This window comes from Aequorivita sp. KMM 9714 (assembly GCF_011065475.1).
GTDB lineage: Bacteria > Bacteroidota > Bacteroidia > Flavobacteriales > Flavobacteriaceae > Aequorivita > Aequorivita sinensis.
The window spans coordinates 567,823-581,149 of sequence record NZ_JAAGRO010000001.1 but is presented as its reverse complement, the minus strand read 5'-3'; the positions used below and the strand labels follow the sequence as shown (position 1 = coordinate 581,149).

At 34.9% G+C, this 13,327-nt stretch carries 9 protein-coding genes; 5 read left to right on the top strand and 4 right to left on the bottom strand.

From position 1 onward, the window contains the following. Window positions 1–92: 92 nt before the first annotated feature. A complete protein-coding gene (locus tag G3A46_RS02600) occupies window positions 93–1,163 on the bottom strand; it encodes a PA0069 family radical SAM protein (protein ID WP_165145845.1) in 1,071 nt (356 codons plus the stop codon). A 310-nt stretch (window positions 1,164–1,473) separates the two neighbouring features. Between G3A46_RS02600 and G3A46_RS02595 the strand changes: the two genes are divergently transcribed. The 3 genes from G3A46_RS02595 (at window position 1,474) to G3A46_RS02585 (ending at window position 6,039) form a co-directional block, all read left to right on the top strand. Next, the gene (locus tag G3A46_RS02595; RefSeq protein WP_165145842.1) at window positions 1,474–2,640 is read left to right on the top strand and encodes a T9SS type A sorting domain-containing protein; all 1,167 of its coding nucleotides are present in this window, start codon (window positions 1,474–1,476) and stop codon (window positions 2,638–2,640) included. A 336-nt stretch (window positions 2,641–2,976) separates the two neighbouring features. Beyond that, window positions 2,977–4,251 (top strand): ribonucleotide-diphosphate reductase subunit beta, encoded by a 1,275-nt coding sequence (locus G3A46_RS02590; protein ID WP_165145840.1) that lies wholly within the window; start codon window positions 2,977–2,979, stop codon window positions 4,249–4,251. Then, window positions 4,252–6,039 carry a ribonucleoside-diphosphate reductase subunit alpha gene (locus tag G3A46_RS02585; protein WP_165145838.1) on the top strand — a complete coding sequence of 596 codons (1,788 nt, stop codon included), beginning with the start codon at window positions 4,252–4,254 and terminating at the stop codon, window positions 6,037–6,039. A 103-nt stretch (window positions 6,040–6,142) separates the two neighbouring features. Here G3A46_RS02585 and G3A46_RS02580 read toward each other — a convergent pair whose 3' ends face one another. Continuing rightward, the gene (locus tag G3A46_RS02580; protein WP_165145836.1) at window positions 6,143–7,090 is read right to left on the bottom strand and encodes an NAD-dependent epimerase/dehydratase family protein; all 948 of its coding nucleotides are present in this window, start codon (window positions 7,088–7,090) and stop codon (window positions 6,143–6,145) included. 117 nt (window positions 7,091–7,207) lie between these two features. Between G3A46_RS02580 and G3A46_RS02575 the strand changes: the two genes are divergently transcribed. Next, window positions 7,208–7,789: a hypothetical protein gene (locus G3A46_RS02575; protein WP_165145834.1), complete on the top strand. Its 582-nt coding sequence runs from the start codon at window positions 7,208–7,210 to the stop codon at window positions 7,787–7,789. Between the two features lie 151 nt (window positions 7,790–7,940). Further along, window positions 7,941–10,007 carry a M13 family metallopeptidase gene (locus G3A46_RS02570; protein ID WP_165145832.1) on the top strand — a complete coding sequence of 689 codons (2,067 nt, stop codon included), beginning with the start codon at window positions 7,941–7,943 and terminating at the stop codon, window positions 10,005–10,007. A gap of 72 nt (window positions 10,008–10,079) precedes the next feature. Here the strand turns inward: G3A46_RS02570 and G3A46_RS02565 are convergent, their stop codons facing one another. Continuing rightward, window positions 10,080–10,886: an NAD(P)H-binding protein gene (locus G3A46_RS02565; protein ID WP_165145830.1), complete on the bottom strand. Its 807-nt coding sequence runs from the start codon at window positions 10,884–10,886 to the stop codon at window positions 10,080–10,082. Beyond that, window positions 10,879–13,248, bottom strand: coding sequence for a M20/M25/M40 family metallo-hydrolase (locus tag G3A46_RS02560; RefSeq protein WP_165145828.1), 2,370 nt, complete (start codon window positions 13,246–13,248; stop codon window positions 10,879–10,881). Before G3A46_RS02560 ends, G3A46_RS02565 begins: the two co-directional genes overlap by 8 nt. Window positions 13,249–13,327: the final 79 nt, after the last annotated feature.

The window sequence follows — 13,327 nt, the reverse complement described above, 5'->3', positions numbered from 1 at the left end:
TAATAATGTTACAGATTACACAGTTTATAAAATAACAATTAAAGTGTGTTGTAATAAAACGTTTATTTGTTAAAATTAAGATGAACACAAAATTAAAACAACTTCAATTGTGGATTTTTAAGTTCTAAAAAATGAGATGTATCTAACGGCTTTTTTGATTTATCTTTTAGATATCGATTTTTAGCTATTGCCATAGTGTTTTTAATTTGCTCACTAATAGTCCCTTCTCCTTTCATACGTCTTCTCCAATTACTGTCGTTTAGACTTCCTCCGTGACATTCAGCTATTTGATTTAACAGTCGTTCTGCTTTATCGGGGATGGTTTTATACGCCCAGTCTTTAAAAATTTCAGCAATTTGTCCGTTCAATCTTACAATAGTATAATTCACATCAACCGCTCCAAGTTCTGCTACTTTCTTAACTAGTGGTAGAATTTCGTGACTGTTTAATGAAGGGATTATCGGCGCCATCATTACCCTTACTGGAATGCCATTTTCAGATAAAACTTCAACTGCTTTTAACCGTTGTTTGATACTGGCCGTGCGAGGTTCCAATAATCTTCTAGTGTCTTCGGAAAGCGACGTAATAGAAATATTAACTTGAACTATGTTCAGTTTTGCCATTTCCTTCAGTATATCTAAATCACGCAGTATCAATGAATTTTTAGTGATAATTCCTGTAGGATGTTTCCATTTCAACATAACCTCTAAACACTTTCTTGTTATTTCGAGCTTGCGTTCAAGAGGCTGATAACAATCGGTATTTCCAGAGAAAACAATAGTATCACCTTCCCAATTCTTAGAAGTTATTTTCTCTTCTAAGAGTTGCGGTGCATTTTTTTTAAAAAGAATTTTTCGTTCAAAATCCAACCCAGCACCATAACCCCAATATTCGTGACTATTCCTTGCATAGCAATAAACACACCCGTGTTCGCAACCTTGGTAAGGGTTTGCAGAAAACTCCATTCCAACATCGGGACTATTTACTTTGTTAACAAACGTCTTTGGGAATACCTCAATATAGTTAGATTTATTTCTATCGGCCTCCTCTCCTTCTACCTCACAGAAATTTAAATATTCATCTAAAATTTCGTGCTTATTTTCGAAAAATCTATTTTGAATATTTTTCTGAGCTCCGCGACCATTTAAAGTTTTTTTAGACATACTGAAGTTGAATTATTAATTTCAAAGTTAAACACTATGTTGGAATTTATCCTTTTTATATTGGATTATTTCCATGAAAATATTTATTCAAATTCCAATAACTAGCAGTTTATTCTTCAATATTCAACCTAAGAAACAACAGAATCACATTGATATCCAATGCTTTAATAGTAAAAGGAAATTCGGGTGAAGTCAATTATGACAAGGGTTTAGCTCAATTTTTAATTTTATGAAATCCATTTGTGTTTTATTAAAATCGATGTATGTTTGTTAGCAAAACCCTAATTCTCTAATTAAATAAACATTTTTTATGAAAAAAATTTTACTTGTTTGCATATCTTTTGCTTGTACAGCAATAGGTTTTGCTCAGAACATCGAAAAGGAATTCTTACTTTCTGAATATCGTTCTTCAGACGGATTTGAGTATGAAAAATACACTTACAACTCAGATATGTTATTGAGTTCTACAGACGCACTTCTTATAGATGATAACGTTAGATATAGAGATACTTTAACTTACGATGTAGCAAACAATGTGATTAAACTAGATGGATACCAGCAAATAAACGGCAATTGGACCCACGTTTATTATTTGGACTACGAATACGATCAAGACGGAAATCTTACAACACGTAAAAATTACAATAGTTTTGGAGGCTCTACTTTTGAGCTAGGAGGAATTTATAAATATTTTTATAACAGCAACAACCAACTTGAGTCTTGGGAGCTATACTTTAATGAAACAGATTTAATTGAAGTTGGCACCGTTACCTATAACGCCGATGGCAAAAAATTAGAAGAGTTTGTAAAAGACACTTGGCAAACTGGTACCTTGAGCGACTCTTGGAAAATCGAATACACTTACAATTCTGATGGTACTTTATTAAGCTCAAAACCGTCAATTTGGGATGGAACAGCTTGGTATGTTCCTGGAGTAGAATGGTTTTACTACGACGACAATAAAAACTGCATTAAGTGGGAACACAAAACCCCAAGCGGAAGTAGAGTTACAAATAAACATTTATATGAATACGACACCGATTACATAGTTGAACAACTAGTGTTACCTGTAAATCCAGAGGACGGTGCAAAAACAAAAAGTTTAGTTGAAATGGTTAACAAACCAATACTTGAACACTGGTACACCGAGAATGATTTAGGTGAGTTAATTTATGTTTGTGATTATATTTATGATTATGAAGAACTTGGAACAATGGGTGTTTCAAATCAAAATTTATTTGCAAATAATTTACGTATGTTCCCTAATCCTGCTACAGACCAATTTACAGTTTCAAGCGATAAAAATATAATTACCGCTATTGACATTGTAGACACAACTGGAAAAGTGGTTCTTAAAGAAACTAATTTAAATAAGAAAGAAGCAAATTTGAACGTTGCTAACCTTCAATCTGGTGTTTACTACATTAGATCAACAACTACAAAAGGAATTAACACTCAAAAATTAGTAGTTCAATAAGTTAGAAACATTAACAAACGTTATTTGTAAGTTGGGTTTTGCCTTGTGCATTTCCCAACTTATTTTTTTTATTTCGAAACCAGATTGTTGTTAATTAAATCATGCCAGCACGCTTTTTGAAAATAAGATTTCATTAAAATCTAACACAAATTCAGACAACATTCATTACAATTTTCACGCTAAGCTTTGAAATGTTCAGACTCCTAAAGATTTCCTCAACTTTAAATAATTGTTAATAACCATTTGACAACAAATTGCCGTTTCAATCAAATCACATCGATATAATTTTCATCTTTATACTTTGAATACTATTTATAATTTTTAGTACGCATTCTTATGGAAATTACCCACGTTATTAAAAGAGATTTCACCACCAAACTCTTTCATTTACAAAAGATTACAGATGCAATTTTAAAAGCAATGACCGCTGCAAATCACGGTGGACCTGAGGATGCAAAGCGCATATCTGAGATGGTTTATGAAGCTTTGCTAGAAAGAAAAAGCATGGATGGGAAATATATCCCAACTGTAGAAGAAGTTCAAGATTTTGTGGAAACGAAATTGATGGAAAGTGGATTTTTTGATGTAGCAAAAGGGTATATCCTTTATAGAAATCAACAAACCCAAAAACGAAAACTAAATATATTTGAGAAACGAATAAATTTAAAGCCATACGAATATCCAGCGCTTTATGAATATGTTCCAGCTATTCGTCATTCATATTGGATTCACACCGAATTCAACTTTACTAGCGACATCCAAGATTTTAAAACTCGTCTTACCGACGTAGAACGCAACGCTATTAAAAATACAATGCTGGCTATTTCTCAAATTGAAGTAGCAGTGAAAAACTTCTGGGGTGATTTATACCATAGAATGCCAAAACCAGAAATTGGGTCGGTAGGATCAACCTTCGCAGAAAGTGAAGTTAGACACCACGATGCATATTCACACCTTCTTGAAATTTTAGGCTTAAACGAGGAGTTTAAAAACCTAAAGAAAAAGCCAGTAATTATGATGCGTGTTCACTATTTAGAAACCGCACTTAAGAATGCTAAAAGTGAAGACAACAAGGAATACGCTGAATCTGTTTTACTATTCTCACTCTTTATCGAGCACGTTTCGTTGTTCTCACAATTCTTGATAATTATGGCCTTTAACAAGTATAAAAACATGCTTAAAGGAATTTCAAACGTTGTTGAGGCTACTTCAAAAGAAGAACAAATCCACGGAGACTTCGGAATTGATTTAATCAAAATCATCAAAGAAGAAAATCCAGATTGGTTTGACGAAGGCTACAACAGTATGATTCAAGAAATGTGTAGAGAAGCTTTTATCGCCGAGAGCAGAATTATCGATTGGATTTTTGAAGATGGCGAATTAGACTTCTTGCCAAAAAATGTTGTAAACGAGTTTATCAAAAACCGTTTCAACAAGTCGCTTGAAAGTATCGGAATTGAAAAAATATTTGACATAGACGAAAGTTTATTAGCGGAAACTGAATGGTTTGACGATGAGATTATCGGTACTAAGCACGGAGATTTCTTCGTAAAACGCTCAATAAACTACAGCAAAAGAACCCAAAGTATAACCAGTGATGACCTTTTTTAAATGAACGAACTAAACACCAACCTCGACACACAGACCACAACGTCAAATTCAGAAACTGACCACTTAGTAAACGCTAGAAAAGAAGCATTACACAATACAAGTGAAGAAAAACAAGGCTTTAAATGGCTTACAGAACACAGTCGTAACTTTTTAGCTTCTGGCTACCTTACACCAGGGGTAACTCCAGAAGAAAGGATTAGAGAAATTGCAGATAGAGCTGAACAAATTCTAGACATCCCAGGTTATGCCGATAAATTTTATCACTATATGTCTGAAGGGTTTTTCTCTTTAGCATCACCGGTTTGGTCTAACTTTGGAAAAGAACGAGGACTTCCAATCAGCTGTTTTGGATCGCACATTAGCGATGATATGGGGAATATACTTTACACCCAATCTGAAGTTGGTATGATGTCTAAACTTGGAGGTGGAACTTCAGGGTATTTTGGGAAAATTCGTCATCGTGGAGCTGAAGTAAAAAATAATGGCCAGGCTTCTGGTGCTGTACATATTATGCAGCTTTTTGAATCTATGGTTGATGTTGTAAGCCAAGGTTCGGTTAGAAGAGGACGTTTTTCGCCATACCTACCAGTTGAGCATCCAGACATTATGGAGTTCTTAGAAATTGGTACTGAAGGGAATCCTATACAAGAATTAACGCACGGTGTTACTGTAACCAACCAATGGATGCAGGAAATGATTGATGGAGACGAAGCTAAGCGTACTATTTGGGCAAAAGTATTACAAAGAAGAGGTGAAATGGGCTACCCTTATATCTTCTTTAAAGACAACGCAAACAATTCGGCTGCAGATGTTTATAAAGATAAGAACCTACCTATTTACGCTAGTAATTTATGTACTGAAATAATGCTACCATCTAACGATAATTGGTCGTTTGTATGTGTACTATCTTCAGTAAACTTATTACACTACGACAAGTGGAAAGATACCGATGCTGTTGAAACTATGGTATATTTCTTAGATGCTGTAATTACTGAATTCATTGAAAAACTAGAAGTTTATCGTGACTCTGATAGCCGTGAGGACAAACAAACCTTCCTATTTATGGAGCGCGCTTATAACTTCGCTAAGGATAACCGCTCTTTAGGACTTGGAGTTTTAGGTTGGCACTCGTTATTACAATCTAAAATGCTTCCTTTAAATAGCCAAGAAGCTTATAACTTAAACAGTGAGATATTTAGAGTTATTAAAGAGAAGTCGTACAAAGCTTCAGAAGAATTAGCTGAAAAATTTGGGGAACCAGAAGTACTTAAAGGTTACGGAAGACGTAATGCTACTTTAAATGCTATTGCACCAACAACTTCATCTGCCTTTATTTTAGGACAAGTGTCACAAGGTATCGAACCTATTTGGTCTAATATTTATGTGAAAGATATCGCCAAGATAAAAACTACAATTAAAAATCCATTCTTAGAAAAATTACTTGAAGAGAAAGGTATGAATACTCTTGAAGTTTGGAGAAATATTCGCGATTACGACGGTTCTGTACAACACTTAGACTTTTTAACCGATGAAGAAAAAGATGTATTCAAAACTTATTCTGAAATCGATCAAATGGATTTAATTTATCAAGCTGCTAACCGTCAAAACCACATTGACCAAGGTCAGTCTGTAAACATTATTATTCATCCAGAAATGCCAGTTAAGGAGATAAACAAAATTCACGTAACTGCTTGGAAACTTGGTTTGAAATCACTGTACTACCAACACAGTATGAATGCTGCACAAAAGTTTGCTCAGAAAAAAGATTGCGCAAGTTGTGAAGCGTAAACTTCTTGATTAGCCAACTATTTTATATAAAAAAACAGGTTCAATTAATTTTGAACCTGTTTTTGTTTTTATTGATAATTTCAGCAAATGCCGATTAAAGGCATTAGTACTTATCCTTCAAATTTGTAAGCATAATCTCTGTCATTTCATCCAATGAAATTTTGCTTTCCCAACCCCAATCTTTTCTAGCTTCGCTATCGTCTATACTCTGTGGCCAACTATCGGCTATATCTTGTCTAAAATCTGGCTCGTAAGAGATTTCGAATTCTGGAATGTGTTTTTTGATACTTGCAGTAACATCTTCAGGATCAAAACTCATCCCAGCAAGATTATACGAACTTCTAATTTTAATATCTTCCTTATCGGCTTCCATAATGTTCACTGTTGCGCGAATAGCGTCATCCATAAACATCATTGGTAAAGTTGTTTCAGCATTTAAAAAGCAAACATACTGTTTGTGCTTAAGTGCCTTGTGGTAAATATCTACTGCATAATCGGTAGTACCACCACCAGGTAAGGTTTTGTAGCTAATTAAACCAGGGTAACGGATACTTCTTACATCTACCCCATAACGCTTATGGTAATATTCGCACCAGCGTTCGCCAGTTTGTTTACTAATTCCATAAACCGTACTTGGCTCCATAATTGTGTGCTGTGGGGTATCATTTTTTGGAGTTGTAGGTCCAAAAACAGCAATACTAGATGGCCAAAATACTTTTTCTACTTTTTTATCTTTAGCTAAGTTTAAAACGTGAAAAAGTGAATCCATATTTAAGTTCCAGCCACGCATAGGGAACTTCTCTGCAGTAGCCGAAAGCATAGCTGCCATTAAATAAACTTCAGTTATTTCGTAACGAATTACAACCTCTTGTATAGCTTCATAATTGGTAGCGTCCAATATTTCGAAAGGACCACTACTCATAAGTTCTTCATCACCTTCACGGATATCACTTGCAATTACTTTATGTGACCCAAATTTCTGTCTTAAATACATTGTTAGCTCTGTTCCTATTTGTCCACAGGCCCCAATAATCAGAATCCTCTTTTTCATCAATTTTCTTTTTATCAAAATGAGGTGCAAATATACGGATAATCAACTCTTTCCCTTTAAAAAAATTAACGTGTCATTTCGTTAATAACCAGTATATTTGTGGTTCTTTAATTTTTTATGAAGTTTATAATTCCTATTTTAATAGCTATTAGTTTCTTTTTTTCCTGTGGAAATAATTCTGAAGAACAAAAAGCAGAATTGCCGAACACCAATATGTCTATAGTTTTTGGCGATACAACCTATATATATCCTCAACTTTCAGAACCTGCAAAAGAACAAGCTGTAAAATGGGGTGTTTTGGAAGATCTTATCCAAGAAGCAAAAAGCACTAACGGAAGTAACTACCGCGACTTACGTGAACACGCAGTACGGCTAAGAGAAATTTCAGATTCTCTATTCAAAAAAATTCCAGATACGCTTAATACAAATCCTATAAACAGCAGGTTGTTAGTTCTAAAAACTAGATCAGAATTATTATACCAAACATCACATCAAGACAATATAGACTCTTTAAATATCCAAGAATCTGTAAAAGAACTAAACATTGCAGTGGAGAATTTAATCACTCACTTAAATGAGAAGTTTTTAAAAGACAAAATTGATTATCAAAGAAAAGAAGACGAAGAGAATGAATTAAAAAAGCAAGAGCGTTTTCGAGATTCTATATTTGAACTAGAGTTACAAGATAAAAAAAACTAGAAGTGTAACAATAATTCCGAATGAGCAACTTATTGCTTAGAAAACATAAAATAGCCCAATACTAATAATTTCAATTGAAGATGAAAACAATGGGCAGTTCTTGCTTAACAAGCAAGTAAGCATCTTCCGCTAAAAACAAAAATCAATATAAATGAAAACAAAATTTTTAAAACCCGTTGTAGCTTTCGCGGTAATCGCAGCTGCTACAACCGCTTGTAAAGAAAAAACCGAAGTGGCGGTAACTGATACTGAGCCACACGGAATCATCTTGGCAAACATGGACACTACCGTGAACCCAAAAGATGATTTTTACAACTACGTGAACGGAAACTGGATGAAGAACAACGAAATTCCAGACGATGAAACTAGTTGGGCTGGATTTACGATTCTTCGTAAAAAGACAAGTAAAGACATGCTTAACATCTTGGAAAAGGCAAGAAAGAGCGGGAAATATGCTCCAGAAACCGACCAAGCAAAAGCCTTGATGATTTACGAGACAAAGCTTGACACTGTAGCAAGAGACAAAGCTGGAATTGAACCATTAAAACCGGCACTTGAAAAAATTGCTGCTATAAATACTATTGAAGACTTTCAAAGAGTAATGAGTGAAAATGCTGTTGAAGTTTCACAGCCATTTTTAGGACTTGCTGCTTTTTCAAATCCAAGTAACAGTTCGATGAACTCAGCATATATCACTCCAGGTAGTTTAGGACTTCCAGATCGTGATTTCTATACCAATACCGATCCTGCTTCTGTAAAAATTAGAGAGCAGTATGTAGATCATATTACAAGAATGCTTCAGTTTTTAGGTGATTCGGAAGAATCTGCCCGTAAACAAGCCGAAACTATTCTTGCTTTTGAAACAAAACTTGCTACGCCAAGATTGGATAAAGTTGCAAGCCGTGATTTTAGAAATTTCAACAATCCACGTAGTATAGACGAACTTCAAAAAATGCTTCCGCAGCTTCAGTGGAAAGAAGCCTTTAAAGGAATGGGTATTACTAAGGATATGGATACTGTTATCGTAATGCAACCAAAGTATATGGAAACATTGAAACAAATGTTTGCTAAACCAGACTTTGATACTTGGAAAACGGTAATGCGTTGGTCTACTTTAAACAACGCTACAGGAATGTTAACCACAGAAATTGAAAAAGCTAACTTCGATTTCTATGCTACTACTTTAAACGGAACTAAAACACAAAAGCCAGCAGATGAACGTGCACTTTCAACTGTAAATGGAAGTGTTGGAGAAGCTTTAGGAAAGCTTTACGTAGATGAAATGTTTCCACCGGAAGCTAAAGAGAAAGCTGAAAAAATGATTGCAAATGTAATTGCAGCGTATAAAGATCGTATTAATGCTTTAATTTGGATGAGCGATAGCACTAAGGTAAAAGCAAACGAAAAGCTTGACAAATTCACTGTAAAAGTTGGATATCCAGACAAATGGAAGGATTATTCAGACATGCAAGTAAAAGAAGGCAATACCTATTACGACAATATGATTGCTGTACAAGCTTGGGGATTAAAAGATAATCTTTCTAAAATTGACGAGCCTGTAGATCGCACCGAATGGGGAATGAGCCCACAAACTGTAAATGCGTATTTCAATCCATTTAACAACGAAATCGTTTTCCCAGCTGCAATCCTTCAGCCACCTTTCTACGATTACAAGGCAGACGAAGCTGTTAATTACGGTGGAATTGGTGCCGTAATTGGTCACGAAATTTCGCACGCTTTTGACGATAGCGGATCGCGATTTGATGCTAATGGAAACTTAGCAAACTGGTGGACAGAAACAGATCTTAAAAACTTTACCGAGCGCGGCGATAAACTTGCTGAGCAGTACAGTAAAATTGAAGTTCTAGACAGTGTTTACATCAACGGAAAATTTACTTTAGGCGAGAACATTGGGGATCTAGGTGGTGTGTTAGGTGCTTACGACGGATTACAGCGTTTCTTAAAAGAAAATGGACGTCCTGATAATATCGACGGATTTACTCCAGAACAACGTTTCTTTATGAGTTGGGCTACTGTTTGGCGCACCATGTCTCGAGACGAGGCGCTACGCAACCAAGTAAAAACAGATCCACACTCTCCAGGAATGGTAAGAGCTACACAACCTTTATTAAATATCGATGCTTTTTACGAAGCCTTTGATATTAAAGAAGGAGATGGCATGTACCTTGCGCCAGAAGATAGAGTGCGTATTTGGTAGGTAATCAACTGTCTCATTGAGCGCAGTCGAAATGTTTTGAATTGAAAAAAGGAGCCTTAATGGCTCCTTTTTTTATATGGAAGTTTTAAAAACATAATCCAAAACCTTTTTCAAATTCTCAGAATCAACCTGTTTAAATTTTTCATCCACATTGCTTTCGGCAAATGTAGGTGGCTCCAAACTTAGCTCTTTTGCTTTCTGTATATAATATTCAGATTTTTTGGGATGGTATGGATTTACAGCGTTAAAAACAGTTCCAAAAGCGTCTTGCTTAATAATATTAACTAAGATATTAATACAGTCGTCACGATGAATTAAATTAACCGGAGCATCTCCATCATTCAAATCTTTACGACCTGCCAGATATTTTGCGGGCTGTCTACTACCACCTATCAAACCACCAAAACGAACAATAGTAGTTTTTAGTCCCTTAGAATTTGCAAATAATTGCTCCACCTGTCTTAATTGCTTGCCCGATATAGTTTCTGGTTGTGGCTCGTCCTTTTCAGTTACTTTTCCTTGACTATCATCATAAACCGAAGTACTACTCACCAAGATTAATTTTTCAACCTCAGCTTGTTTTATCTCTTCTAGAAAATGCACCATTTTAAGCACATAGTCGGCGCCAGTGTTGCGTCTTAATCCAGGAGGTATCATAATTATTAAATAATCGGAACTCTTCAGTAATGCTTTAACTGACCCCTGCACTCCTCTATCTGTAATTTCAACAGGATAGGCTTCTACTCCATTTTTCTGTAACAAAGTAGCTTTTTCCATAGTTGTAACAGAGCCTTTCACCTTATAGCCTAATAAGTTTAAACGATAAGCTAAAGGCTGACCTAACCAACCAAGACCCGCTATGGCAATTGTTTTACTCATTATTTAAAATAATTTCAGGATTTACAAAAAGCGAATCTACAGTTTTCTTTTTTAATGAATCTACATTAAAAGTTCGCTTTACCACAACCGCATCTGTAATCACGAAGGGTTTAGGCATAGCATAATCAGGACGTTTAGTTATGTCGAATTCTGGGTTATCCATTAAATCGAATGAATATTCCATTACTTTAAAACCAACAGAAACATCTTTTTCAACAGAAAATTCAACTTTCAATGAATCGTTTGGAGAAACATAGTAATTGATAAGGGCAGGGTTTTTAGTTCCTCTATAGTCTTTTGATAAACTAGATACAGGCATTTCTTTTCCATTAAATTTTAGTGAATTAAATGATGTATATTCTTCACTATACAAATCTATTTTATTCACATTTCGTTTAGGGACAATTACGAGCGTAACATTTCTAAGATTATTTATTAAAGTGTCATTTTCTAAAACAATCTCAAAATCTGCAATATTTTTCTTTGGAGCTTCAGCTGCGTAACTGTAATTAAAACCATATTTACTATAGGGAACCTCAGCTAAATTTAAAGTATTTTTACTAGGATTTTTACCAAGATATTGTTCAGTCCATTCGTCAATTTCTTTGTCGTAAGTAAGCCAGAAAGTTTTTTCATTATCTGCATCCTTATAGTAAACGAGACTGGTTGGCTTTCTCCTTTCTTCAGTAAAATCACTTTTTGAATGCGCAACGATAAAGAAAGAAATAGCTAGTATAAAGCACAGTGCCGATACTATGTTCTTCCATTTGTAATACGCAAAAACAGGAAGCATCAACCCGAAGAGTAATACAGTGAACACACAACTAATAACAAGCATTTTTAAGCCTAAACCAACTGGAAAAAATTGTATAAGGGGTGCGAAAATAAAGATAGCAGGCACCGCTAGAAATGCCATTGCTAAAAGATTTGGTCGTTCTTGACGTATCATTACAAAAAACGAAAGAAGTCCGAAAAAAACAGGAATAATAAAAAATGCGGCTCCCTTTAAAATGATAAAAACCGCCAAATTAATCAAAAGCCAGAAAAATAAAGGGGCTACATAAATGGAAGGTTCGTTGAACTTAGTAATATACTTTTTATAGACTGAAAATACGATTGCCAATGACAGCAATACAAAAAATGCAATATACCAATGCCCGTTATATGTAAATCCTTGTTGAATTTCGGCATATTGTGGATAGAGCGCTAGTATTAATTTCCATCCAAAAAACCCAATGAGGCCGCAACTAATTAATGATACCAAAAAGGGAACAAATCCTTTGGCAATTGCTCTTCCTGAAATTCTTCCCCTTTTAACACCATAAAAATTTAAGAATACAAATATCAAAGAAGCTAAAATTAGCATCGGTAATATCCAAGAAAATGGATAACTAATCATTTTTCCCAAAGGGAAATTTAAGTAAACATCATCCGTTTCAGACTTTATATTTGAAAGATCGGCATCGGCGAAATAATGGATTAACGGCAGTAAATAACTACCTTGATGCATCAAACTATTCCAATCTAGGTGATACATATTATCGTTTGCGGTGTGATAGTTAAAGTGGCTATCTATAAAAGCAAAAAAGAAACTATCAATATCCCCATCTTCCCTAAAAATGGTAGAGTCGGTATCATTTGGCAACATTTTATAAACGCTATACATCAAGGAAGAGGCAACAGGAAACTCTGGATTTGCTTTGATGAATTCTTTCACGAGTTGTGAATTTCCTCCATTTGTTTCTAAAATCATATTACTCGGGCCACTAGTTCCACGAGCTTCAAAATTCAATATTAAACCTACATTTTTAGCCCAGGGATGTTCGTTTACAAAGAGTTTGGCACCGTCCAAACCAATTTCTTCAGCATCTGTAAAAAGAATAATTATATCATTTTTTGGTTTTTTTCCAGAAGCAAGGTAAGCGCGTACGCTCTCTAAGATAGCAACTACACCCGTACCAGCATCGCTAGCGCCAAATGAGGGCACAAGAGCGCTGTCGTAATGCGAAAGCAGCAAAAGTGCCTTGCCGTTTTCAGCACCTTTAATACGTGCAGCAATATTAGTAGGCTTATTAAGCGTTTTTGATTGTGGATTTAAACTAAATCCTTCTTGAATATGAGGTTCCAACCCCAACTTACGTAATTCAGACAATAAAAACTTTCGAACGTCTGCGTGACCTTGTGAACCTAAATAATGAGGGGTTTTAGCAATTTTTTCAAGAGGTATCAGCGCTCTATCTACTGAAAATTCGGTAGCCGATTTTACTTCATCTTCATCATACTTCGGCATTAATCCATAAAAACTGTAAAAAACCAATGCTGTGATAAGAAGCAAGGATAAAAAAGCATTGAAATGTTTCATAGAAATTTTATTTGAAGTGTTAAAAATACAATTTTAATCCGAAGGAATTTTTCCGATAATTCATCCTGCTAAAAACATA

Bases quoted from the DNA above. Each gene is read 5' to 3' on its own strand.
- G3A46_RS02575 (WP_165145834.1), top strand. From the start codon at position 7,208: ATGAAGTTTATAATTCCTATTTTAATAGCTATTAGTTTCTTTTTTTCC.
- G3A46_RS02580 (WP_165145836.1), bottom strand. From the start codon at position 7,090: ATGAAAAAGAGGATTCTGATTATTGGGGCCTGTGGACAAATAGGAACA.
- G3A46_RS02585 (WP_165145838.1), top strand. From the start codon at position 4,252: ATGAACGAACTAAACACCAACCTCGACACACAGACCACAACGTCAAAT.
- G3A46_RS02590 (WP_165145840.1), top strand. From the start codon at position 2,977: ATGGAAATTACCCACGTTATTAAAAGAGATTTCACCACCAAACTCTTT.
- G3A46_RS02565 (WP_165145830.1), bottom strand. From the start codon at position 10,886: ATGAGTAAAACAATTGCCATAGCGGGTCTTGGTTGGTTAGGTCAGCCT.
- G3A46_RS02600 (WP_165145845.1), bottom strand. From the start codon at position 1,163: ATGTCTAAAAAAACTTTAAATGGTCGCGGAGCTCAGAAAAATATTCAA.
- G3A46_RS02570 (WP_165145832.1), top strand. From the start codon at position 7,941: ATGAAAACAAAATTTTTAAAACCCGTTGTAGCTTTCGCGGTAATCGCA.
- G3A46_RS02560 (WP_165145828.1), bottom strand. From the start codon at position 13,248: ATGAAACATTTCAATGCTTTTTTATCCTTGCTTCTTATCACAGCATTG.
- G3A46_RS02595 (WP_165145842.1), top strand. From the start codon at position 1,474: ATGAAAAAAATTTTACTTGTTTGCATATCTTTTGCTTGTACAGCAATA.